The following is a 22,879-nucleotide window of genomic DNA, read 5'->3' as shown; positions in this document are numbered from 1 at the left end:
GATGATTCCATTTAACGCTCCCCCCGTCGTCGGTACGGAACTCGACTATATGCAGTCTGCCATGGGCAGCGGCAAACTTTGCGGTGATGGCGGTTTCACCCGTCGCTGTCAGCAGTGGATGGAGCAGCGTTTTCGCAGCGCTAAAGTGCTGCTGACCCCGTCCTGTACGGCATCGCTGGAAATGGCGGCACTGCTGCTGGATATCCAGCCCGGCGATGAAGTGATCATGCCGAGCTATACCTTTGTCTCCACGGCAAATGCGTTTGTCCTGCGCGGAGCAAAAATCGTCTTTGTGGATATCCGTCCGGATACCATGAACATTGATGAGACGCTGATTGACGCGGCGATCACCGACAAAACGCGGGCGATCGTGCCGGTTCACTACGCGGGCGTAGCCTGTGAAATGGACACCATCATGGCGATCGCCAAAAAACATAACCTGTTTGTGGTGGAAGATGCCGCTCAGGGTGTGATGTCCACCTACAAGGGACGCGCGCTGGGCACTATCGGCCACATTGGCTGCTTTAGCTTCCACGAAACGAAAAACTACACGGCGGGTGGAGAAGGTGGCGCGACGCTAATCAACGACCCGGCGCTCGTGGAGCGTGCGGAAGTGATCCGTGAAAAAGGCACCAACCGCAGCCAGTTCTTCCGCGGGCAGGTGGATAAATACACCTGGCGCGATATCGGCTCAAGCTATCTGATGGCGGATCTGCAGGCGGCATATCTGTGGGCACAGCTGGAAGCGGCGGAGCGGATTAACCTCCAGCGCCTGTCCCTGTGGCAAACCTATTACGATGCACTTGAACCGCTGGCAAAAGCCGGGCGTATCGAGCTGCCAACTATTCCGGCTGATTGCGTTCACAATGCCCACATGTTCTACATCAAGCTTCGCGATAACGACGATCGCAGCCAGCTCATCGCCTGGCTGAAAGAAGCCGAAATTATGGCGGTCTTCCACTACATTCCGCTGCATTCGAGCCCGGCAGGCGAGGCGTTCGGGGTGTTCGCCGGTGAAGACCGTTACACTACAAAAGAAAGTGAGCGTTTGCTTCGCTTGCCACTGTTCTACAACCTCGCGCCAGTTAACCAGCGTACGGTGATTAATACCCTTCTGAGTTATTTCGGCTGATATGTCTCTGGCAAAAGCATCGGTGTGGACCGCCGCGTCCACGCTTGTAAAGATTGGCGCCGGACTGCTGGTCGTCAAGCTGCTGGCCGTCTCATTCGGTCCTTCAGGCGTCGGGCTGGCGGGGAACTTCCGCCAGCTGGTGACCGTCCTTGGCGTGCTGGCCGGTGCCGGTATCTTCAACGGTGTGACCAAATACGTTGCTCAGTATCATGATGATGCGGCACAGCTTCGCAGGGTCGTCGGCACCGCGTCGGCGATGGTTACCGGGTTTTCGACCCTGCTGGCTATCGTATTTTTGCTCGCGGCGGCCCCCATCAGTCAGGGATTATTTGGGCACACCCAGTATGAGGGGCTGGTGCGTCTGGTCGCATTGGTTCAGATGGGTATTGCCTGGGCAAACCTGCTGCTGGCATTGATGAAAGGCTTTCGTGATGCTGCCGGGAACGCGCTTGCGTTAATCCTGGGGAGCGTCATCGGCGTGATTGCCTATTACTTCTGCTACCGCCTGGGTGGCTATGAAGGGGCACTGCTCGGGCTGGCGCTGGTTCCGGCGCTGGTTGTCGTTCCTGCCGCGTTTATGCTGATGCGGCGGGGCGTTATCCCTCTGAGCTACCTCAAACCGCAATGGGACAAAGTGCTTGCCAGCCAGTTGGGTAAATTTACCCTGATGGCGCTCATCACTTCCGTCACGCTGCCGGTGGCTTACGTGATGATGCGAAACCTGCTGGCGGCGCATTATAGCTGGGATGAGGTAGGGATCTGGCAGGGCGTAAGCAGTATTTCCGACGCCTACCTACAGTTTATTACGGCTTCCTTTAGCGTTTATTTGCTGCCAACCTTATCGCGTCTGACGTCCAGGCAGGATATTACCCGTGAGATTTTCCGCTCGCTGCGCTTTGTGCTTCCCGCCGTGGCGGCGGCCAGTTTTACCGTCTGGCTTTTGCGCGATGTCGCCATCTGGCTGCTTTTCTCAGCGAAGTTTACCGCCATGCGCGATCTGTTTGCCTGGCAACTGGTGGGTGATGTGCTGAAAGTGGGGGCTTACGTTTTCGGCTACCTGGTGATTGCGAAAGCCTCGCTGCGGCTGTATATCCTGGCGGAGATAAGCCAGTTTGGGTTACTGACGGCATTTTCACACTGGCTGATACCTTCGCATGGTGCGCTGGGGGCGGCTCAGGCCTATATGGCAACCTATATCGTTTATTTCGCTGCCTGTTGCGGCGTATTTTTATTGTGGCGTAAACGCGCATGACTGCACTGATTCACATCCTGGGATCGGATATCCCACACCATAACCAGACCGTTTTGCGGTTCTTTAACGATAAACTGGCACCGGGTAACCCTGATGCACGTGAGTTTATGGTTGCAGGTCAGGATAAGGGCCTGAGCGAGGCATTTCCGGCGCTGACTCTTCGCTTCTGGCCGGACAAGGCCGCGCTGGCGAAGGCGGTCATTGCCAAAGCCAAAGCGAATCGCCAGCAACGTTTCTTTTTCCACGGGCAGTTCAATACCGGCCTGTGGCTGGCCCTGCTCAGCGGGGGAATCAAACCTTCCCAGTGCAGCTGGCATATCTGGGGGGCGGATCTCTACGAAGTCTCACGCGGCTGGAAATTCCGCCTTTTCTATCCCCTGCGCCGGATGGCACAGGGCAGGGTGGGCTGCGTTTTTGCCACCCGTGGCGATCTCAACTATTTTGCGAAACAGCATCCGAACGTGCGCGGTGAGCTAATCTATTTCCCAACCCGCATGGATCCGGCGCTAAATACCCTGGCGAATGACACGGTTCGTGAAGGCAAGCTGACGATTCTGGTGGGAAATTCAGGCGACCGCAGTAACGAGCATGTTGCCGCGCTGCGGGCGGTACACCAGCAGTTTGGCGACACGGTGAACGTGGTCGTGCCGATGGGTTATCCGGCCAATAACGACGCCTACATCAACGAGGTTCGCCAGCAGGGTCTTACGCTTTTTAGCCCTGAGAATCTTCAAATCCTCAGTGAAAAGCTGGCGTTTGATGAATACCTTACGCTGCTAAGAAAATGCGATCTCGGCTATTTTATCTTTGCGCGTCAGCAGGGGATTGGTACGTTGTGTCTGCTGATCCAGGCGGGGGTGCCGTGCGTGCTCAACCGTGACAACCCATTCTGGCAGGATATGGTTGAACAGCATATTCCGGTACTGTTTACCTCCGATACGCTGAATGTCGAGGTGGTACGGGAAGCACAACGCCAGCTCACGCTGGTGGATAAAAACAGTATCGACTTTTTCAGCCCGAACTATCTCACGCCGTGGCACCGTGCGCTGCGTATCGCGTCAGGAGACAAAGCATGAGTCAGTTGCAATTCAGCGGCTTACTGGTTGTCTGGCTTCTGAGCACGCTGTTTATCGCCACCCTCACCTGGTTTGAATTCCGCCGGGTGCGCTTCAACTTTAACGTATTCTTCTCGTTACTGTTTCTGCTGACCTTCTTTTTCGGCTTCCCGCTGACCAGCATTCTGGTTTTCCGGTTTGACGTGAGCGTCGCGCCGCCGGAAATCTTGCTCCAGGCGCTTCTGGCGGCGACCTGTTTCTATGCGGTTTACTACGTCACCTACAAAACGCGGCTGCGTTCAGCCAGGGCCACTGCATCACGCCGGGCGCTCTTTACTATGAATCGTGTGGAGACCCACCTGACATGGGTGATATTAATGGCTATCGCCCTGGTCAGTGTCGGGATCTTCTTTATGCATAACGGCTTCCTGCTGTTTAAGCTCAACTCCTACAGCCAGATTTTTTCGGCTGAAGTTTCGGGCGTGGCGTTAAAGCGATTCTTCTACTTCTTCATCCCGGCGATGCTGGTGATTTTCTTCCTGCGACAGGACAGTAAAGCGTGGCTGTTCTTCCTGGTCAGTACCGTCGCGTTCGGTATCCTGACCTACATGATTGTGGGCGGTACGCGCGCCAATATTATCATTGCTTTCGCTATCTTCTTGTTTATCGGCATCATCCGCGGCTGGATCTCGCTGTGGATGCTGGTGGCGGCAGGGGTGTTTGGCATTGTGGGGATGTTCTGGCTGGCGCTGAAGCGCTACGGGATGAACGTGGCGGGCGATGAGGCGTTTTACACGTTCCTCTACCTGACGCGCGATACCTTCTCGCCGTGGGAAAACCTGGCCTTGCTGCTACAAAACTACGACAAGATTGATTTCCAGGGGCTTGCGCCGATTGTTCGCGACTTCTATGTCTTTATCCCGAGCTGGCTATGGCCGGACCGCCCTGGCGTGGTGCTCAATACCGCGAACTATTTTACCTGGGAAGTGTTGAACAATCATTCGGGTCTGGCGATCTCGCCAACGCTGATCGGCTCCCTGGTGGTGATGGGCGGCGGCTGGTTTATCCTGCCTGGTGCGGTTGTCGTAGGGCTGATTATTAAATGGTTCGACTGGCTTTACCTGCGCGGTATTGAAGAGACGAACCGCTACAAAGCGGCCATTTTGCACAGTTTCTGCTTTGGTGCCATTTTCAATATGATCGTTCTGGCGCGCGAAGGCCTGGATTCATTCGTTTCGCGCGTGGTGTTCTTCATGGTCGTTTTCGGCATCAGCCTGTTACTGGCCAAATTGCTGTACTGGCTGTGTGACAGTGCAGGGCTTGTGCACAAGCGCGGGCAACAGGGCAGCACAACGCTGTCGCAAGTTTAAGAAAGGATAGTCATGACGGATAAAACTTCTGCACCGCGTTATGCGCTTCGTGGTTTGCAGCTTATTGGCTGGCGCGATATGCAGCACGCGCTGGATTTTCTTTTTGCCGATGGTCAGATGAAATCCGGTACGCTGGTTGCCATCAATGCAGAAAAGATGCTGGCGGTGGAAGATAACGCCGAAGTCAAAAGCCTGATTGAAGCGGCTGAATTTAAATACGCGGACGGGATTAGCGTGGTCCGATCTATCCGTAAAAAGTTTCCTGGCGCTAATGTTTCCCGCGTGGCGGGGGCCGATCTCTGGGAGCATCTTATGGCCCGCGCGGGCGCTGAGGGGACGCCAGTCTTCCTGATTGGCGGTAAGCCCGAAGTGCTGGCACAGACCGAAGAGAAGCTGCGTCGTCAGTGGAATGTTAATATTGTCGGCAGTCAGGATGGTTACTTTATGCCTGAAGATCGGCCGGCTTTGTTTGCACGCGTTCGCGACAGCGGGGCAAAAATTGTCACCGTGGCGATGGGTTCCCCGCGCCAGGAAATCCTGATGCGCGACTGTCGGCTGGTCAGCCCGGATGCCCTGTATATGGGCGTAGGAGGCACCTACGACGTCTTTACCGGCCACGTTAAGCGTGCACCGACGATCTGGCAAAATATGGGGCTGGAATGGCTCTACCGCCTGCTTTCACAACCCACCCGCATTAAACGGCAGATTCGTCTGCTTCGCTACCTCGCTTGGCACTACACCGGGAAAATGTAATCAAAATGTAGCGCGATATGCTGTTCGCGCTGCAACTCACCTGCAAAACTGCTGATAATTTGTGCAATGCATTCATTTTTTTTATGCATCGTTTGCCATTTGGTCGATTTTAAGAAACCATTCGCTCCGTATTTTAGTCCCCCTAAAAAACAATACCCGGTATTAAGCCGGGAAACAGCAAACACAATCGAGGATCTATGGCAGAGAAACAACCGGAGCTACAGCGTGGGCTGGAAGCTCGTCATATCGAACTGATCGCGCTGGGCGGCACTATCGGCGTGGGCCTGTTTATGGGCTCCGCAAGCACCCTTAAATGGGCAGGCCCTTCCGTATTACTGGCGTATATCATCGCCGGGCTGTTCGTTTTCTTCATCATGCGCTCAATGGGCGAAATGCTCTTTCTGGAACCCGTAACCGGATCTTTTGCCGTTTACGCGCACCGTTATATGAGCCCGTTCTTCGGCTACCTGACAGCCTGGTCCTACTGGTTTATGTGGATGGCGGTGGGCATCTCTGAAATCACCGCGATAGGGGTCTATGTCCAGTTCTGGTTCCCGGACATGGTCCAGTGGATACCGGCGCTGATTGCCGTGGGGCTGGTGGCGCTGGCAAACCTGGCCGCGGTGCGCCTGTACGGTGAAATCGAGTTCTGGTTTGCGATGATCAAAGTGACCACTATCATCGTGATGATTGTGATTGGTCTGGGCGTGATTTTCTTTGGCTTTGGCAACGGTGGGCACGCCATCGGCTTTGGCAACCTGACTGAACACGGCGGCTTCTTCGCTGGCGGCTGGAAGGGCTTCCTGACAGCGCTGTGTATCGTGGTGGCTTCATATCAGGGTGTGGAGCTGATCGGTATTACTGCCGGTGAAGCGAAAAACCCGCAGGTCACGCTGCGCAGCGCGGTGGGCAAAGTGCTGTGGCGCATCCTGATTTTCTATGTGGGCGCGATCTTCGTTATCGTGACCATCTTCCCGTGGAATGAAATTGGCACGACCGGAAGCCCGTTCGTTTTAACCTTTGCGAAGATTGGTATTACCGCAGCAGCAGGCATCATCAACTTTGTGGTTTTGACAGCGGCACTCTCTGGCTGTAACAGCGGGATGTACAGCTGTGGCCGTATGCTCTACGCGCTCTCGAAAAATAACCAGCTACCTGCGGCGATGAGTAAAGTATCACGGGCGGGTGTGCCGGTTGCGGGGGTCGCGGTATCCATTGTGATTCTGCTGATTGGCTCATGCCTGAATTACATCATTCCTAATCCGCAGCGTGTGTTTGTTTACGTCTACAGTGCCAGCGTGCTGCCGGGCATGGTGCCGTGGTTTGTCATTCTCATCAGCCAGCTGCGTTTCCGTCATGCACATAAAAAAGCGATCGCCAGCCATCCGTTCCGCTCGATCCTGTTCCCGTATGCGAACTATTTAACGATGGCGTTCCTGATTTGCGTATTAATTGGAATGTACTTTAATGAAGATACCCGCATGTCGCTGTTTGTCGGGCTAATCTTCCTGGCGGCAGTGACGGCCGCGTATAAGCTTTTTGGCCTGGGTCGCCGCGGCACCACGCACAAAGTGGAGGAATAAGCGGCAAAATGTGCAAACCATAACCAAACGCGCATTTTTTTTCAAAAAAGCACTAGACAGCGGGGACGGAGGTACGTAATATCCAGCCCCGCAACGGCGCTAAGCGCCCGTAGCTCAGCTGGATAGAGCGCTGCCCTCCGGAGGCAGAGGTCTCAGGTTCGAATCCTGTCGGGCGCGCCATTTTAGTCCCGGCGCTAGAGCTGCGGTGGTCTGAGAAGTAGTCAGTACCGCGTGAAAGAATACAGTGGTGGCTATAGCTCAGTTGGTAGAGCCCTGGATTGTGATTCCAGTTGTCGTGGGTTCGAATCCCATTAGCCACCCCATTATTGAAAGAGTTGTGAATTGCGAAGGTGGCGGAATTGGTAGACGCGCTAGCTTCAGGTGTTAGTGTCCTTAGGATGTGGGGGTTCGAGTCCCCCCCCTCGCACCACGGCTTTTTAAATGAATTGAACTAAAAATTCAAAAAGCAGTACATCGGCGAGTAGCGCAGCTTGGTAGCGCAACTGGTTTGGGACCAGTGGGTCGGAGGTTCGAATCCTCTCTCGCCGACCAATTTTGAACCCCGCTTCGGCGGGGTTTTTTGTTTTCTGTGATGTTTCTTTCCTGTAGTGATTCCCCGACAGCGCCCTTTTTCAGTGTCGCGAATCAGCGACATGTAATCCGTTGAAAGTAATAGAAATATTTATTTAGGGGTTTTACTGTCTCTTTCTGACGACATATTTCTGCATTTAGCGATACGTTATGAAGCTTCAGACAGTGCTTAACAGCATAATTTCCTTTTATCTTAAAATGTTGCGTCATGTAAACGTTTTGCGTGTAACTCTGGCACGTTACGTGCAATAATATACGTGTAGATGCTCATTCCATCTCTTATGTTCGCCTTAGTGCCTCATAAACTCAGGAATGACGCAGAGCCATTTACGGTGCTTATCGTCCACTGACAGATGTCGCTTCGGCCTCATCAGACACCATGGACATAACGTTGAGTGAAGCACCAAATATGTTGTCTTACAGACCTGTTTTAACGCCTGCTTTTATAGCAGGCGTTTTTTTATGCCTTATTCCTGATAAAAGCGCATGATGAGAGCAACTATCAGCAGAGCCGCTGACGAAACCATATATAGCGCCTGTACTGAGCCAACCCCGGAAGCCACCACAGCTGCAATGCCAGTGAAAAGTGAGGCGCTGAGCGTTTGCCAGCGCCAGGCTTTACCGCTGGCAACAGCGATTTGCCTGGCCTGAAAATGGCTGAGCATGCCAAACGTACCCGCTGCAAAAAGCACGTTTGAGGCCAGATGTGCGACAAAGATCATCCCAGGCGCATAACCTGCCCAGTTGGCCATAAACGGCAGCATTCCATAAGCGGCCAGAAAGATGCCAAGGCAAAGTAATAATCGCGGCGTACGAGCCGCAAAACGCGCCAGACTGTCTCTTTTAAGCAGCAAAGGGCCGCAAAGCTGCCCCATGCTCCTCGCAAAAAGCAGGGGCAGAGCAAGGCCAGCCGCATCCTGAGGGCGTAGCTGCTGGGCCAGTGCCGGAAGAAGTGCCATAGCGGGTGACCCGACAGCGGCCAGCGCAGGCAAAATGAGCAAGCTGCGTTTCTGCCGAACGGTCAATGTCTGCCAGCGCAATTTCGTAGAAACCCCCTTTTCTTCAGGGGCGGCGTTTGGAGCTGGTGAAAACAGGCGTTCCGCCAGCCATAACATGACCAGCGACCCGAGGAAACTGATGGCATCAATGGTCAGCAAGGCGAGCACGGGCATCTTCTGAAAAAGCACCACGCCCAGCCCGGTACCTAATAGCACCTGAGACGCAAAAATAACATTTTCCAGACAGGTGGCGGCAGGCAGTTCCGTTTCGCTGAGGCCGCGCTTGAAGAGCAACGTCAGGGCGGGCCAGCTCATCCCGCTGAGTAGCGCTTCGGTGGATTGCACGGCGAGTAACGCGACAACGCTATGATAACCCACGCCAAGCAGGGGAAAGAGCAGGGCAAGTAAGCCGAGTCCTTCGGTCAATATCAGCAGGGATATCGGAGAATAGCGCGAGCATAGCCTTTCACCGATCATGCTGCCGAAAAACCCTGGTACCGTGGCGAAAAGAAAGGCGAGGGTAAGCAGGGCTGGCGGGGCTGACCACGCTAACAGCAGCCCGAAGACTACAACCTGGGTTAACCCATTTCCCAGTGAAGAGAAGATAAAAGCACAGGCAAGCAGGCGCAGCCAGCGATGGCAGCGCAGCGCTACAATAAGCGCATACAAAAGCGAGTTCATGACGATTTCCTTTCAGAAACGATTTAGTCCACGCGCAATTCGCGCATGTGCGAAAAAAAGTTAATGAAAAGGCATCGTTACATTGGCGGGTTCGTTTGTGGCTTGAGGTGTAAAGAATGTAGCAGGAGAAAAGCGATAAAAAAAGGAGGCCGTCTGGCCTCCCTGTTAATTACTGCTGCGTGCCGTTGTTCTGCAACGTCAACAGCAACCCATCTCGCCGCATGGCAGCAGCCTCTTCTGGCTTATGCTGTTTGTCGAGCGTATCGGCAAGCCACGCGTAGTCATAGGCGTCCGGACGCTGTTTCAGTGCCGCACGGAAGGCGAGGCTCGCCTCCTGCCATTCGCCGTGCTTCATCAGCGACTGGCCCAGCGTGCTCCACAGCAGCGGGCGGTCGCCGACGGTTTTGATCTGCTGACGCAGCACTTTCTCGACTTGCTCTGGGTTATTGGTTTTCAGGCGCGGGATCACCATGACCAGACGATCGTCGTACTGGCGCTTGAGACCGTCGAGGAGGATCTCCTGGGCGGTGTCATGATCGTCACATTCAATAAGATGTTCCGCCATCGCCACCTGCAGAGGAACCTGCTGACGCGTTTTCCGGCTCTGGTTTTTCCACCACGTCTTCAGGCCGTCGCTACCCAGGTCGGCGCGTGCCTGATCCATCAGGCCAATCCATGCCAGACGCTGAAGCTCGTCACGATGCTCGTCATCACCCACTTCGGCCTTCGCCATTGACGGAATGATGTCCAGCAGCGAGCCCCACGCACCGGTACGAATATAAGCCTGTTCGGCAAGACGCAGAACTTCAGGATGGCGGGGAGCAATTTCCAGCAGGCGGTCAATGCCATGGCGCGCCGCATGGTTCTCATTGCGTGCCAGCTGCAGACGAACGCGGGTGATCTCCACCGGAATCGGGTCACCGGAAGCCAGTTCTGACGCACGTTCCAGATGCTGATTCGCACGGGCTTCATCACCGCGCTGCTGCGCTGCTTCGGCAGCCAGAAGATAGTTCACCACCGGCTGTTCTGCATGGTCGGCATTTTTCGACATCAGCTTTTCAACCTGCTGATAATCGCCTTCGGCGAGCTTAAGCAGCGCCTGCTCGGTTTGCTTACGCGCACGACGACGCTTGCGGCCAACGAACCAGCCGCGCGTATGCGCGCCGGTACGGAAAATACGGCGCAGGATCCATTCGACTGCCAGCAGTACTACGACGCCGAGGATCAGAATAATCACCAGACCCGTTACGCTGGTTTCGATGTTGTAATTATCGGTCTGGATCAGAACGTATCCCTGATGACCGGCAAGCATCGGTCCCAGGACGATCCCGGCGATCAACAAAATGAAGAGTAAGAGAACTTTTAGCATCATTACTCTCCTTGTGGCGCGCTTTCAGGCGCTGGCGCTGGCGCTGGCGCTGGTGCCGCTCCGCCTGTTTGCTCTGCCGGAACGCCCGGCTGTGCCAGCAGGTTACGCACGCGCGTCTGCATCAGTTTCTCCAGTATCGGCTGGCTGGCCAGCTTATCCGGTACGTTCATCGTGATGTTCTGCTGGCTCAGCTTGTCGATGTCTTCGAGGAAAGCGGTGGTCGTCGCGTCATCGGTATTGTAATACGCACGCACCCACGTCGAGACGTTATCCAGCGCCTGTTTGTAGGTCTCTTCCTGATGACGCGGCACAGCCTGAGCCGCCACCAGCAGGCGGGAACGGATGTTTTCGCGCAGATAGATATCCTGATTCGGCGCTAACAGCGGTACAGCGGTTTCATCGCGACGACGGATGGTGATAAAGCTGTCCATAAAGTTCTGCCAGCTTTTCTGCAGGTTAATGCGCCATTCGCTCAGAGAGCTGGAAAGCTCGGTACCGTCGGAATCCATGGGGGAGTCGTCGTCGTTGTTATCCGCCAGCTGCAGGTTATCAATCTGATTCGAAAGCTGGTTCACCTTGAGGATAATGCCGTCGTAATCCACCTGCGAAACGGCGGAAAGACTCGCGATATCTTCGGTGATCGCGCGACGTGCGGTAATGAGGCTGGGATCGTTCATGTCTGCCAGGCTTGCATCGGCGCTTTTCAGCAGTGCGGCAGCGGTGGTAACGTCCTGGTCGCTCCAGAGCTTACGCCCGGCGAGTTTTACGAGGAAATCGGCCTGAGAGAGCAGCCAGGTTTTGGCATCGGTACCGGAAATCGTGGCGACTTTTTGCTGTACTTCGTCCAGTTGTTTGGTCAGCTCTTCCTGTTTGCTGTTTGCCTCGGCCAGCGCGGCAGCCTGCTGCTTAATCACCGCTTCCAGCTCGGTTTTCTGCGTTTCCTGCGCTTTTTGCAGGGAGGTAAGCTGATTGACCAGCGTATCGCTGGTGGCCGTCTGGTTAGCGCCCTGTTGTTTCACAAGGCCGTACAGGCCAACACCTGCCGCCAGTGCAATGGCGATGGCAATTGCGCTCAGCGCGAGGCTGGTTTTGTTGCTGCCGTTTTTCTTCTCAGCGGTTTTCTCAGTCGTCTCTGGCTGTGGCGTGGTGTCCACAGTCTCCCTGGTCTCTTCAACCACGGCGGAGGATTTTTCGTGTTCCGTCATTATGGCTTCCCATTTGAGAGTTATTGTAATGCGCGCAGCAGCGCATCGTTGTCGGCGTTATCAGCGATCCGAATATCCTGCCAGCCCAGTTCCCGGGCGAGGTTCGCCAGACGCTCACTGACGACCAGAAGCCGACAGCGGAGTAACCAGTTTTCGCGATACCAATGCGGTATCAGCGACCAAAGCTGTTGTAACATTTCACCGCTGGTGACCACCAGCGTATTAATGCCGCGCGCGTGCCAGCGCATCGCTTCTTCCGCGCCATCGTAGTGCTTTGCGCAACGCTGATAGCACTCAACAAACGTCACGTCGGCACCCCGTTCACGCAGCGTTTCGCCCAGCAGCTCGCGGCCACCATTGCCGCGCAAAATGAGCGCGCGCTTTCCGGCAATAGTTTGTAATTCAGGTAATTGTAGCAAGACTTCGCTAATTTCCCGATCTAACGGGTAGCGAACATCAGCGCCGCTTACGGTATGCAGCGCCAGCGCCGTTGAGCGACCAATGGCGAAATAGCGTGGGGCAGTTGTCCAGGACAGACTTTGCTGTTGCAGCTGGGCGTTGGCGAATTCCACGGCATGTTGCGACAACGCAAACAGCAGATCGCCTTCCTGCAGGGTATTTATCCGATCGGCGAGCGCAGAGAGCTCGCGACCGGGGGAGAATTCAATCAGCGGAAAACTCCAGGCCACCTGCCCCAGTGTGCGCAGACGGCTCACTAACTGCTCTCCTGCGGGAGAAGGGCGGGTGACAAGAATACTCATGCAGGGGGTTCTCCGTTATAGACCTCAGCCAGGATTTCACGCGCGCCGTTATTCAGCAGCTCTTCCGCCAGCGACACGCCAAGCTGTTCGGCATCTTGCGGATTGCCACGACGTTCGCCGCGTACCATCTGTGAACCGTCCGGGGCACCCACCAGCGCGCGCAGCCAGAGTTTCCCTTCGGTTAATTCAGCATAGCTGCCAATCGGCACCTGGCATCCGCCTTCGAGGCGGGTATTCATCGCCCGCTCGGCTTTTACGCGGATAGCGGTCTCGTCATGGTTCAGCGGCGCGAGCAGTTCGCGGGTACGCACATCGTCCAGACGGCACTCAATGCCGACGGCACCCTGGCCCACGGCCGGCAGCGACAGTTCTGGTGGTAGCGCCACGCGAATGCGTTCCTCCAGTCCCAGACGCTTCAGTCCAGCGACGGCAAGAATAATGGCATCGTATTCACCGTTATCCAGTTTGCCCAGGCGTGTGCCGACGTTGCCGCGCAGCGAGCGGATGATCAGGTCAGGGCGACGCTCCGCCAGCTGACACTGACGGCGTAAACTGGAGGTACCAACTACGCTACCTTCGGGCAACGCATCGAGCGAGTCATAGCGGTTAGAGACAAACGCATCACGCGGATCTTCGCGCTCGCAGATGGTCACCAGCCCCAGCCCTTCCGGGAACTCGACGGGCACATCTTTCATGGAGTGCACGGCGATATCGGCGCGGTTCTCAAGCAATGCCAGTTCCAGTTCTTTGACAAACAGGCCCTTGCCGCCCACCTTCGCCAGTGGCGTATCCAGGATCACGTCACCGCGCGTGACCATCGGCACCAGCTCGACACGCAATCCATTGTGGCAGGCTTCAAGGCGCTGCTTAACATAATGTGCCTGCCAGAGCGCGAGAGGGCTTTGGCGTGTGGCAATTCTCAAAACATTGTCTAACATGCTTGTTACCGTCATTATCAATCGCTAACCATCCTAACATTGTTGACTCTGGGATGGCAGTTTTACGGTTGATGAAGCGCGAGAGGGACACGGTGGCGTATTCGCCAGCCATAGCCGTATTCAGGAATTTACACGTACAGAACGGTGCTACACTTGTATGTAGCGCATCTTTCTTTACGGTCAACCGGCAAGGTGTTAAATTGATCACGTTTTAGACCATTTTTTCGTCGGTACCACCATAATGATAAGGGCGAAAAAAGGGTAACGGTTATCTTTTTGAAATACTGCGGGCTCGCGGTTATTCGTGTTTTGAATGGCTTACGACACCCGGAAACATCAGGCGATACGTCTTGTACCTCTATATTGAGACTCTGAAACAGAGACTGGATGCCATAAATCAATTGCGCGTGGATCGCGCGCTTGCTGCCATGGGCCCTGCTTTCCAGCAGGTATACAGTCTGCTGCCGACATTATTGCACTATCACCATCCGCTGATGCCTGGGTACCTTGACGGTAACGTTCCCAGAGGCATATGTCTTTTCACGCCTGATGAAACCCAACAGCATTATCTGAACGAGCTGGAACTCTACCGCGGCATGCCGCCGCAGGAATCACCGACAGGTGAATTGCCGATTACCGGCGTTTACACGATGGGGAGTACCTCATCGGTAGGGCAAAGCTGTTCTTCAGACCTGGATATCTGGGTCTGCCATCAATCCTGGCTCGATAACGAAGAGCGGCAGCTGCTGCAGCGTAAATGCAGCCTGCTGGAGAGCTGGGCCGCGTCGCTTGGCGTGGAAGTGAGCTTCTTCCTGATTGATGAAAACCGTTTTCGCCATAACGAAAGCGGCAGTCTGGGTGGTGAAGACTGCGGCTCGACTCAGCACATCTTATTGCTGGATGAATTTTATCGTACTGCTGTGCGTCTGGCCGGGAAGCGTATTCTGTGGAATATGGTGCCGTGCGATGAAGAAGAGAATTATGACGACTACGTCATGTCGCTTTATTCGCAGGGCGTTCTGACGCCAAACGAGTGGCTGGATCTGGGCGGCCTTAGCTCCCTGTCCGCAGAAGAGTACTTCGGCGCTAGCCTCTGGCAGCTCTATAAGAGCATTGATTCACCGTACAAAGCGGTGTTGAAAACGCTGTTGCTTGAAGCCTACTCCTGGGAATACCCCACGCCGCGTCTGCTGGCGAAAGATATCAAGCAGCGCCTGCACGATGGTGAGATTGTCTCCTACGGGCTTGATGCCTACTGCATGATGCTTGAACGCGTTACCGAATACCTGAAAGCCATTGATGACTCCACGCGTCTTGACCTGGTGCGTCGATGTTTTTATCTCAAAGTTTGTGAAAAACTGAGCCGCGAGCGCGCCTGTGTGGGCTGGCGTCGTGAAGTGGTCAGCCAGTTAGTGAAAGAGTGGGGATGGGACGAAGCGCGTCTGTCCATGCTCGACAACCGCGCTAACTGGAAAATCGATCAGGTGCGTGAAGCGCATAACGAACTGCTTGATGCGATGATGCAAAGCTACCGTAACCTGATCCGCTTTGCGCGCCGCAACAACCTTAGCGTCTCCGCCAGCCCGCAGGACATTGGCGTACTGACCCGTAAGCTCTATGCCGCGTTTGAAGCGCTGCCGGGCAAAGTCACCCTGGTGAACCCGCAGATTTCGCCTGACCTGTCAGAACCGAACCTGACCTTTATCTATGTACCGCCGGGCCGCGCAAACCGCACCGGGTGGTATCTGTACAACCGTGCGCCTAGCATGGACTCGATCATCAGCCATCAGCCGTTGGAATATAACCGCTACCTGAACAAACTGGTGGCCTGGGCGTGGTTTAACGGTCTGCTGACTTCACGCACCCGCCTGTTTATCAAGGGCAACGAGGTCGTCGATTTAGCCAAGCTGCAGGAGATGGTGGCGGATGTTTCGCACCACTTCCCACTGCGTCTGCCTGCGCCAACGCCGAAAGCGCTCTACAGCCCCTGTGAAATTCGCCATTTGGCGATTATCGTCAACCTGGAATACGACCCGACGGCAGCTTTCCGTAATCAGGTAGTCCATTTTGACTTCCGCAAACTGGACGTCTTCAGCTTTGGCGAACAGCAAAACTGTCTGGTGGGCAGCGTGGATCTGCTGTACCGCAACTCGTGGAATGAAGTGCGTACTCTGCATTTCAACGGCGAGCAGGCGATGATCGAAGCGCTGAAAACTATTCTGGGCAAAATGCACCAGGACGCCGCGCCGCCGGACAGCGTCGAAGTGTTCTGCTACAGCCAGCACCTGCGCGGCTTAATTCGTACCCGCGTGCAGCAACTGGTCTCCGAGTGCATCGAGCTGCGTCTCTCCAGCACCCGTCAGGAAACCGGGCGCTTTAAAGCGCTGCGCGTCTCCGGCCAGACCTGGGGGCTGTTCTTCGAACGTCTGAATGTATCGGTACAGAAGCTGGAAAACGCCATTGAGTTTTACGGGGCGATTTCACATAACAAGCTGCATGGACTGTCGGTCCAGGTGGAAACCAACCACGTCAAACTGCCACAGGTGGTGGACGGCTTTGCGAGTGAAGGGATTATTCAGTTCTTCTTCGAAGAGTCGGGCGACGATGCCGGGTTCAACATTTACATTCTGGATGAGACCAACCGCGCCGAGGTGTATCACCATTGTGAAGGTAGCAAAGAGGAGCTGGTGCGCGACGTCAGCCGTTTCTACTCTTCTTCACATGATCGCTTCACCTATGGCTCCAGCTTTATCAACTTCAACCTGCCGCAGTTCTATCAGATTGTGAACGTTGATGGGCGAGCGCAGGTGATCCCGTTCCGTACGCAGGCAATTACCCCTGCGGTGCCAGCAAACCAGGATACCGCACCGCTGTTGCAGCAGTATTTCTCCTGATTTCGTGATCCCGGTGGCGGCTACGCCTTACCGGGCCTACAACAGCCCGAACGCGTAGGCCGGGTAAGCGCAGCGCCACCCGGCAACAAAACTACCTGAAACTGACGGTCTCACCCGCCTGCGCCGACGCTGCCTGCTCCAGCAAATCCCAGAACGTTTCGCCGCTGCGGTCGCAAACCCATTCCCCGTCTTTCAGATCGAAATGATACCCGCCCTGTTTTGCGGCCAGCCAGACCTGGTGAAGCGGTTCCTGGCGGTTAATAATAATTTTGCTGCCGTTTTCGAAGCTCAGGGTCAGAATGCCGCCGTTGATTTCACAATCGATATCGCTGTCGCCGTCCCAGTCGTCGAGACGTTCTTCGATGGTCATCCACAGGGTGTCTGCAAGGCGATGGAATTCACTGTCGTTCATGGTTTTGTTCCTGTTTTTCGTGATGCCGGCAGTATAACGCTAAATAATTCCCGTTGCAGGAAAGCGGCAAACTCTTGCTTTTGTGTCTTCTCCTGCGATGATAGAAACAGATTTGAACTTACGGGCAACTTTATAATGAAAAACGCTTTCCGAACGCTTGCCGTTCTCATCACCGTGTTTAGCCTGACGGGCTGCGGACTGAAGGGACCACTCTACTTCCCACCTGCGGATAAAACCGCGCCGCCGCCGACGAAACCGGTGCAAAGCGGTATTGAGTCCACGACGCCAACCACGAACGATCGTGGTGACAACGGTGGTCCGACTCAGGTTAATCTCTGACGACAACGTTCTGTACCCGCGCAATGGAGCAAATGATGCAGTTCTCTAAAATGCATGGCCTTGGCAACGATTTTATGGTCGTCGACGCGGTAACGCAGAATGTGTTTTTCTCCCCGGAACTGATCCGTCGCCTGGCGGATCGGCATCTGGGCGTGGGGTTTGATCAACTGCTGGTGGTTGAGCCGCCATACGATCCCGACCTCGATTTCCACTACCGTATTTTTAACGCGGACGGCAGCGAGGTTAACCAGTGCGGCAACGGTGCGCGCTGTTTTGCCCGCTTTGTCCGCCTGAAAGGGCTGACCAACAAGCGCGATATTCGCGTCAGTACGGCCAACGGCCGCATGGTGCTCAGCGTCACCGATGACGAACTGGTGCGCGTGAACATGGGCGAGCCTAACTTCGAACCCTCTGCCGTGCCGTTTCGCGCAAATAAAGCGGAAAAGACCTATATTATGCGTGCGGCCGAGCAGACAGTATTGTGCGGCGTCGTCTCGATGGGTAATCCGCACTGCGTGATTCAGGTAGATGATGTGGAAACCGCCGCGGTTGAAACGCTCGGTCCGGTGCTGGAAGGCCACGAGCGTTTTCCGGAGCGGGCGAACATCGGTTTCATGCAGGTGGTGAAGCGTGAGCACATCCGCCTGCGGGTTTACGAGCGCGGCGCGGGCGAAACCCAGGCCTGCGGTAGCGGTGCGTGTGCGGCCGTGGCGGTCGGCATCTCACAGGGGCTACTCGCCGAAGAGGTTCGCGTCGAGTTACCGGGCGGTCGGCTTGATATCGCCTGGAAAGGACCGGGTCATCCACTGTATATGACTGGCCCGGCGGCACATGTCTATGACGGGTTTATCCATCTATGAAACAACCAGGGGAAGAACTGCAGGAAACAGTGACGGAACTGGACGACAGAGCTGTTGTGGATTATCTGCTGCGCAATCCTGAGTTTTTTATTCGCAATGCACGCGTCGTCGAAGAGATGCGCGTGCCGCATCCGGTTCGCGGGACCGTGTCGCTGGTCGAATGGCACATGGCGCGCTCGCGCAACCACATCAATCAGCTTGAAGAGAACATGACGCTGCTGATGGAACAGGCCAGTACCAACGAAAGCCTGTTCTATCGTTTGCTGCATTTGCAGGCGCGTCTGGCCTCGGCGCACAGCCTTGATGAGTTCCTTAGCCGCTTCCACCGCTGGGCGCGTGAGCTTGGGCTGGCGGGTGCAACGATTCGTCTTTTTCCTGACCGCTGGCGCATTGGCGCACCGTCCGGGTTTACCCATCTGGCGCTCAGTCGTCAGGCGTTTGAACCGCTGCGCATTCAGCGTCTGGGCCATGCGCATCACTATCTGGGGCCGCTGAACGGGCCTGAACTGCTGGTGGTATTACCGGAAGCGAAGGCGATTGGCTCGGTGGCGATGTCGCTGATGGGACGCGATGGCGATCTGGGCGTCATGTTATTTACCAGCCGCGACGCGCACCACTATGAGCAGGGGCAAGCCACGCACCTGCTGCAGGAGATCGCCCTGATGCTGCCCGAACTGCTGGAGCGCTGGATTGAACGCGTATGACGGACGGACCGCTTTCCACTGACGTCGCGCGCTTTCTGCGCTATCTGGGGGTGGAACGTCAGCTCAGCCCCATTACGCTGCTTAACTACCAGCGTCAGCTTGATGCCATCATGCAAATTGCCGACGAGATCGGCCTGAAAAGCTGGCAACAATGTGACGCTGCCACGGTACGCGGGTTCGTTGTGCGTAGCCGTAAAAAAAACCTCAGCCCGGCGAGCCTGGCGCTCAGACTCTCCGCGCTACGCAGTTTCTTTGACTGGCTGGTCAGCCAGGGCGGCATAAAAGCCAACCCGGCAAAAGGGATCGCCACGCCGAAAGCCCCGCGCCATCTGCCGAAAAATATCGACGTCGACGACGTAAACCGTCTGCTGGATATCGATCTGAACGATCCGTTGGCGGTGCGTGACCGCGCGATGCTGGAAGTGATGTACGGCGCAGGCCTGCGTCTGTCTGAACTGGTCAATCTCGATATAAAACATCTCGATCTGGACACCGGCGAAGTGTGGGTGATGGGCAAGGGCAGCAAAGAGCGCCGCCTGCCCATTGGCCGCAATGCCGTCGCCTGGATCGAACACTGGCTTGACCTGCGCGGGCTGTTTGGTGCGGAGGAAGATGCGCTGTTTTTATCGAAACTCGGCAAGCGGATCTCGGCGCGTAACGTACAGAAGCGCTTTGCAGAGTGGGGTATTAAGCAGGGGCTGAACAGTCATGTTCACCCGCATAAGCTGCGCCACTCCTTTGCGACACACATGCTTGAGTCGAGCGGCGATCTGCGCGGCGTGCAGGAGCTCCTCGGCCATGCGAATCTGTCGACCACTCAAATCTACACCCACTTAGACTTCCAACACCTTGCCTCGGTGTATGACGCGGCGCATCCACGCGCCAAACGGGGGAAATAATGCGTTTTTACCGCCCACTCGGCCAGATCTCAGCCCTGACGTTTGACCTTGATGACACCCTTTATGACAACCGCGAGGTGATTCTGCGTACCGAGCAGGAATCGCTGGCGTTTGTACAGAATTACCATCCGGCGCTGAAAGCGATGCAGAACAAGGACTTCCAGACGCTGCGTCAGTCCCTGCGGGAGACCGAGCCGGACATTTACCACGACGTGACCGAATGGCGTCGTCGCGCGGTTGAGCAGGCGATGCTCAACGCGGGTCTGAGCGTGCAGGACGCGGCCATCGGTGCTGAAGCGGCTATGGAAAACTTCGCCAAATGGCGCAGCCGTATCGACGTACCGCAAGAGACCCACGATACGCTGGCAAAACTGGCCGAAAAGTGGCCGCTGGTGGCCATCACCAACGGCAATGCGCAGCCGGAGCTGTTTGGTCTCGATCATTACTTTGAGTTTGTGCTGCGCGCGGGCCCGCATGGGCGCGCCAAGCCATTCAGCGATATGTACCATCTGGCGGCGGAAAAACTAACTCTGCCGCTGGGTAACATTCTGCATGTGGGTGATGACCTCACCACCGATGTGGCTGGCGCTATCCGCTGCGGCATGCAGGCCTGCTGGATCAAGCCAGAGAACGCCGACCTGATGACCACGCTGGATAGCCGTCTTCTGCCGCACGTGGAAATTTCACGGTTGGCATCCCTCACGACGCTGATATAATCACCAGTAATATTGTATAAATTACCAGGGTTTTGCAGTTGTAGGCCCGGTAAGCGAAGCGCCACCGGGCGTTTTGCTCTGTTCCTGAATACTATGTGACGGTGCCAATGGACGTTTCTTACCTGCTCGACAGCCTTAATGACAAACAGCGTGAAGCCGTAGCGGCCTCGCGCACCAACATGCTGGTGCTGGCTGGGGCGGGCAGTGGTAAGACGCGCGTGCTGGTTCACCGTATCGCGTGGCTGCAGAGCGTGGAAAACTGCTCGCCGTACTCAATCATGGCCGTCACGTTTACCAATAAGGCGGCGGCGGAGATGCGTCACCGTATCGCCCAGTTAATGGGTACCAGCCAGGGCGGCATGTGGGTCGGCACCTTCCACGGCCTGGCGCACCGCCTGCTGCGCGCGCATCATATGGACGCCAACCTGCCGCAGGATTTTCAGATCCTCGACAGCGAAGACCAGCTCCGTCTGCTGAAGCGTCTGATCAAGGCGATGAACCTTGACGAGAAACAGTGGCCGCCGCGTCAGGCGATGTGGTACATCAACGGTCAGAAAGATGAAGGGTTGCGCCCGCACCATATTCAGAGCTTCGGCAACCCGGTGGAGCAGACCTGGCAAAACGTCTACAAAGCCTACCAGGAAGCGTGCGATCGCGCCGGTCTGGTGGATTTCGCCGAGCTGCTGCTGCGCGCCCACGAACTGTGGCTCAATAAACCACATATCCTTCAGCACTACCGTGAACGCTTTACCAATATCCTGGTGGACGAATTCCAGGATACCAACAACATCCAGTACGCATGGATCCGCCTGCTGGCCGGTGATACCGGCAAGGTGATGATCGTGGGCGATGATGACCAGTCGATCTACGGCTGGCGCGGGGCGCAGGTGGAGAACATCCAGCGCTTCCTAAACGATTTCCCCGGCGCACAAACCATCCGCCTGGAGCAGAACTATCGCTCCACCAGCAACATTCTGAGCGCAGCCAACGCCCTGATTGAAAACAACAACGGGCGTCTGGGTAAAAAGCTGTGGACCGACGGCGTCGACGGCGAGCCGATTTCAATTTACTGCGCCTTCAACGAGCTCGACGAAGCCCGCTTCGTGGTGAACCGTATTAAAACCTGGCAGGATAACGGCGGCGCGTTAGAGCAGTGCGCCATTCTCTACCGCAGTAACGCCCAGTCACGCGTGCTGGAAGAGGCGCTGCTGCAGGTAGGTATGCCGTACCGCATTTATGGCGGTATGCGCTTCTTCGAACGTCAGGAAATCAAAGATGCGCTCTCGTATCTGCGTCTGATTGCGAACCGTAATGATGACGCGGCGTTTGAGCGCGTGGTCAACACCCCAACCCGTGGCATTGGCGACCGCACGCTGGACGTGGTGCGTCAGGCCTCGCGCGACCGCCAGCTGACGCTGTGGCAGGCGTGCCGCGAGCTGCTGCAGGAGAAAGCCCTTGCCGGTCGTGCGGCCAGCGCATTGCAGCGCTTCCTTGAGCTGATTGACGCCCTGGCGCAGGAAACCGCCGATATGCCGCTGCACGTGCAGACTGACCGGGTAATCAAAGACTCCGGCCTGCGCACCATGTACGAGCAGGAAAAAGGCGAGAAGGGTCAGACCCGTATTGAGAACTTAGAGGAACTGGTCACGGCAACGCGCCAGTTCAGCTACAACGAAGAAGACGAAGACCTGATGCCGCTGCAGGCGTTCCTTTCCCACGCCGCGCTGGAGGCGGGTGAAGGGCAGGCGGACACCTGGCAGGATGCGGTGCAACTGATGACCCTGCACTCCGCCAAAGGTCTGGAGTTCCCGCAGGTCTTTATCGTCGGGATGGAAGAGGGGATGTTCCCGAGCCAGATGTCGCTCGATGAAGGCGGACGGCTGGAAGAGGAGCGTCGACTGGCCTATGTGGGCGTGACGCGCGCGATGCAAAAGCTGACGCTAACCTATGCGGAAACCCGCCGCCTGTACGGGAAAGAGGTCTACCACCGTCCGTCTCGCTTTATTGGCGAACTGCCGGAGGAGTGCGTGGAGGAAGTGCGCCTGCGTGCCAGCATCAGCCGCCCTGTCAGCCATCCGCGTATGGGGTCACCGATCTCTGCAACGGACACCGGCTACAAGCTGGGTCAGCGCGTGCGCCATTCGAAGTTTGGCGAAGGCACCATTGTAAATCTGGAAGGCAGCGGCGAGCACAGCCGCCTGCAGGTGGCGTTCCATGGGCAGGGGATCAAATGGCTGGTGGCCGCTTACGCTAAGCTGGAAACAGTGTAACGTTCAGAAAAATATCATTATTTTGTAATAATCTGCTAGCCTTATACGTTGAAGGTCAATTAATGCCCTTCAGCGTTCCGTTGCGTGTTGACGCCAC

Annotated in this window: 19 protein-coding genes and 4 tRNA genes; 17 read left to right on the top strand and 6 right to left on the bottom strand. The window is 56.0% G+C overall.

Translation table 11 applies throughout. The features are described from left to right. The first annotated feature begins 1 nt into the window (after position 1). From rffA to AAER43_RS22030, 10 genes are all read left to right on the top strand, one after another. Positions 2–1,132 carry a dTDP-4-amino-4,6-dideoxygalactose transaminase gene (rffA, locus tag AAER43_RS22075; protein ID WP_014885664.1) on the top strand — a complete coding sequence of 377 codons (1,131 nt, stop codon included), beginning with the start codon at positions 2–4 and terminating at the stop codon, positions 1,130–1,132. 1 nt (position 1,133) lies between these two features. Further along, on the top strand, positions 1,134–2,384 hold the full coding sequence (gene wzxE, locus AAER43_RS22070; protein ID WP_014885663.1) for a lipid III flippase WzxE: 1,251 nt from the start codon (positions 1,134–1,136) through the stop codon (positions 2,382–2,384). Then, entirely contained in the window at positions 2,381–3,460 is a 1,080-nt protein-coding gene (locus tag AAER43_RS22065; protein WP_050862990.1) for a TDP-N-acetylfucosamine:lipid II N-acetylfucosaminyltransferase, read from the top strand. Before wzxE ends, AAER43_RS22065 begins: the two co-directional genes overlap by 4 nt. Beyond that, entirely contained in the window at positions 3,457–4,809 is a 1,353-nt protein-coding gene (gene wzyE, locus AAER43_RS22060) for an ECA oligosaccharide polymerase (RefSeq protein ID WP_050862991.1), read from the top strand. The genes AAER43_RS22065 and wzyE overlap by 4 nt, the downstream gene beginning before the upstream one ends. A gap of 12 nt (positions 4,810–4,821) precedes the next feature. Further along, a complete protein-coding gene (gene wecG, locus AAER43_RS22055) occupies positions 4,822–5,562 on the top strand; it encodes a lipopolysaccharide N-acetylmannosaminouronosyltransferase (RefSeq protein ID WP_050862992.1) in 741 nt (246 codons plus the stop codon). Between the two features lie 197 nt (positions 5,563–5,759). Then, entirely contained in the window at positions 5,760–7,145 is a 1,386-nt protein-coding gene (locus AAER43_RS22050) for an amino acid permease (RefSeq protein WP_023331578.1), read from the top strand. A gap of 103 nt (positions 7,146–7,248) precedes the next feature. After that, positions 7,249–7,325, top strand: a tRNA-Arg gene (locus tag AAER43_RS22045). 67 nt (positions 7,326–7,392) lie between these two features. After that, a tRNA-His gene (locus tag AAER43_RS22040) sits at positions 7,393–7,468 on the top strand. Positions 7,469–7,489: 21 nt separating this feature from the next. Then, a tRNA-Leu gene (locus AAER43_RS22035) sits at positions 7,490–7,575 on the top strand. Positions 7,576–7,620: 45 nt separating this feature from the next. Continuing rightward, positions 7,621–7,697 (top strand) — tRNA-Pro (locus AAER43_RS22030). Between the two features lie 506 nt (positions 7,698–8,203). On the opposite strand, the gene AAER43_RS22025 is transcribed toward AAER43_RS22030, so the two are convergent. From AAER43_RS22025 to hemC, 5 genes are all read right to left on the bottom strand, one after another. Further along, entirely contained in the window at positions 8,204–9,415 is a 1,212-nt protein-coding gene (locus AAER43_RS22025) for an MFS transporter (RefSeq protein WP_050862994.1), read from the bottom strand. A gap of 169 nt (positions 9,416–9,584) precedes the next feature. Continuing rightward, positions 9,585–10,784, bottom strand: a complete 1,200-nt coding sequence (hemY, locus tag AAER43_RS22020; protein ID WP_014885656.1) for a protoheme IX biogenesis protein HemY — start codon at positions 10,782–10,784, stop codon at positions 9,585–9,587. 2 nt (positions 10,785–10,786) lie between these two features. Then, positions 10,787–11,989 (bottom strand): uroporphyrinogen-III C-methyltransferase, encoded by a 1,203-nt coding sequence (gene hemX / locus AAER43_RS22015; protein WP_050862995.1) that lies wholly within the window; start codon positions 11,987–11,989, stop codon positions 10,787–10,789. Positions 11,990–12,009: 20 nt separating this feature from the next. Next, a complete protein-coding gene (gene hemD, locus AAER43_RS22010) occupies positions 12,010–12,750 on the bottom strand; it encodes a uroporphyrinogen-III synthase (RefSeq protein ID WP_014885654.1) in 741 nt (246 codons plus the stop codon). Then, a complete protein-coding gene (hemC, locus tag AAER43_RS22005) occupies positions 12,747–13,688 on the bottom strand; it encodes a hydroxymethylbilane synthase (RefSeq protein WP_032629599.1) in 942 nt (313 codons plus the stop codon). Before hemC ends, hemD begins: the two co-directional genes overlap by 4 nt. A 350-nt stretch (positions 13,689–14,038) precedes the next feature. Here hemC and cyaA point away from each other — a divergent pair, with 350 nt between their 5' ends. Next, on the top strand, positions 14,039–16,582 hold the full coding sequence (gene cyaA, locus AAER43_RS22000) for a class I adenylate cyclase (protein WP_014885652.1): 2,544 nt from the start codon (positions 14,039–14,041) through the stop codon (positions 16,580–16,582). A gap of 91 nt (positions 16,583–16,673) precedes the next feature. On the opposite strand, the gene cyaY is transcribed toward cyaA, so the two are convergent. Continuing rightward, positions 16,674–16,994, bottom strand: a complete 321-nt coding sequence (gene cyaY / locus AAER43_RS21995; RefSeq protein ID WP_050862996.1) for an iron donor protein CyaY — start codon at positions 16,992–16,994, stop codon at positions 16,674–16,676. Between the two features lie 135 nt (positions 16,995–17,129). Here cyaY and AAER43_RS21990 point away from each other — a divergent pair, with 135 nt between their 5' ends. The 6 genes from AAER43_RS21990 (at position 17,130) to uvrD (ending at position 22,782) form a co-directional block, all read left to right on the top strand. Continuing rightward, on the top strand, positions 17,130–17,333 hold the full coding sequence (locus tag AAER43_RS21990) for a lipoprotein (RefSeq protein WP_050862997.1): 204 nt from the start codon (positions 17,130–17,132) through the stop codon (positions 17,331–17,333). A 35-nt stretch (positions 17,334–17,368) separates the two neighbouring features. Then, on the top strand, positions 17,369–18,193 hold the full coding sequence (gene dapF / locus AAER43_RS21985; protein ID WP_014885649.1) for a diaminopimelate epimerase: 825 nt from the start codon (positions 17,369–17,371) through the stop codon (positions 18,191–18,193). After that, positions 18,190–18,897, top strand: a complete 708-nt coding sequence (locus AAER43_RS21980) for a DUF484 domain-containing protein (RefSeq protein ID WP_023331571.1) — start codon at positions 18,190–18,192, stop codon at positions 18,895–18,897. The genes dapF and AAER43_RS21980 overlap by 4 nt, the downstream gene beginning before the upstream one ends. Then, positions 18,894–19,796, top strand: a complete 903-nt coding sequence (gene xerC / locus AAER43_RS21975) for a tyrosine recombinase XerC (protein WP_045135423.1) — start codon at positions 18,894–18,896, stop codon at positions 19,794–19,796. The genes AAER43_RS21980 and xerC overlap by 4 nt, the downstream gene beginning before the upstream one ends. Then, entirely contained in the window at positions 19,796–20,512 is a 717-nt protein-coding gene (gene yigB / locus AAER43_RS21970) for a 5-amino-6-(5-phospho-D-ribitylamino)uracil phosphatase YigB (RefSeq protein WP_023331570.1), read from the top strand. Before xerC ends, yigB begins: the two co-directional genes overlap by 1 nt. A gap of 107 nt (positions 20,513–20,619) precedes the next feature. Further along, positions 20,620–22,782, top strand: coding sequence for a DNA helicase II (uvrD, locus tag AAER43_RS21965; RefSeq protein WP_050862998.1), 2,163 nt, complete (start codon positions 20,620–20,622; stop codon positions 22,780–22,782). Positions 22,783–22,879 lie beyond the last annotated feature (97 nt).

Origin of the sequence: Enterobacter sp. FUJ80071, from assembly GCF_038739915.1 — a bacterium.
Classification (GTDB): Bacteria; Pseudomonadota; Gammaproteobacteria; order Enterobacterales; family Enterobacteriaceae; genus Enterobacter; species Enterobacter kobei.
The sequence above is the reverse complement of the archived record's forward strand: the minus strand, read 5'-3'. Positions and strand labels throughout refer to the sequence as shown.

Bases quoted from the DNA above. Each gene is read 5' to 3' on its own strand.
- dapF (WP_014885649.1), top strand. From the start codon at position 17,369: ATGCAGTTCTCTAAAATGCATGGCCTTGGCAACGATTTTATGGTCGTC.
- hemD (WP_014885654.1), bottom strand. From the start codon at position 12,750: ATGAGTATTCTTGTCACCCGCCCTTCTCCCGCAGGAGAGCAGTTAGTG.
- wecG (WP_050862992.1), top strand. From the start codon at position 4,822: ATGACGGATAAAACTTCTGCACCGCGTTATGCGCTTCGTGGTTTGCAG.
- yigB (WP_023331570.1), top strand. From the start codon at position 19,796: ATGCGTTTTTACCGCCCACTCGGCCAGATCTCAGCCCTGACGTTTGAC.
- AAER43_RS22050 (WP_023331578.1), top strand. From the start codon at position 5,760: ATGGCAGAGAAACAACCGGAGCTACAGCGTGGGCTGGAAGCTCGTCAT.
- uvrD (WP_050862998.1), top strand. From the start codon at position 20,620: ATGGACGTTTCTTACCTGCTCGACAGCCTTAATGACAAACAGCGTGAA.
- AAER43_RS22065 (WP_050862990.1), top strand. From the start codon at position 2,381: ATGACTGCACTGATTCACATCCTGGGATCGGATATCCCACACCATAAC.
- cyaY (WP_050862996.1), bottom strand. From the start codon at position 16,994: ATGAACGACAGTGAATTCCATCGCCTTGCAGACACCCTGTGGATGACC.
- AAER43_RS22025 (WP_050862994.1), bottom strand. From the start codon at position 9,415: ATGAACTCGCTTTTGTATGCGCTTATTGTAGCGCTGCGCTGCCATCGC.
- hemX (WP_050862995.1), bottom strand. From the start codon at position 11,989: ATGACGGAACACGAAAAATCCTCCGCCGTGGTTGAAGAGACCAGGGAG.
- xerC (WP_045135423.1), top strand. From the start codon at position 18,894: ATGACGGACGGACCGCTTTCCACTGACGTCGCGCGCTTTCTGCGCTAT.
- wzyE (WP_050862991.1), top strand. From the start codon at position 3,457: ATGAGTCAGTTGCAATTCAGCGGCTTACTGGTTGTCTGGCTTCTGAGC.
- AAER43_RS21980 (WP_023331571.1), top strand. From the start codon at position 18,190: ATGAAACAACCAGGGGAAGAACTGCAGGAAACAGTGACGGAACTGGAC.
- wzxE (WP_014885663.1), top strand. From the start codon at position 1,134: ATGTCTCTGGCAAAAGCATCGGTGTGGACCGCCGCGTCCACGCTTGTA.
- AAER43_RS21990 (WP_050862997.1), top strand. From the start codon at position 17,130: ATGAAAAACGCTTTCCGAACGCTTGCCGTTCTCATCACCGTGTTTAGC.
- rffA (WP_014885664.1), top strand. From the start codon at position 2: ATGATTCCATTTAACGCTCCCCCCGTCGTCGGTACGGAACTCGACTAT.
- hemC (WP_032629599.1), bottom strand. From the start codon at position 13,688: ATGTTAGACAATGTTTTGAGAATTGCCACACGCCAAAGCCCTCTCGCG.
- hemY (WP_014885656.1), bottom strand. From the start codon at position 10,784: ATGCTAAAAGTTCTCTTACTCTTCATTTTGTTGATCGCCGGGATCGTC.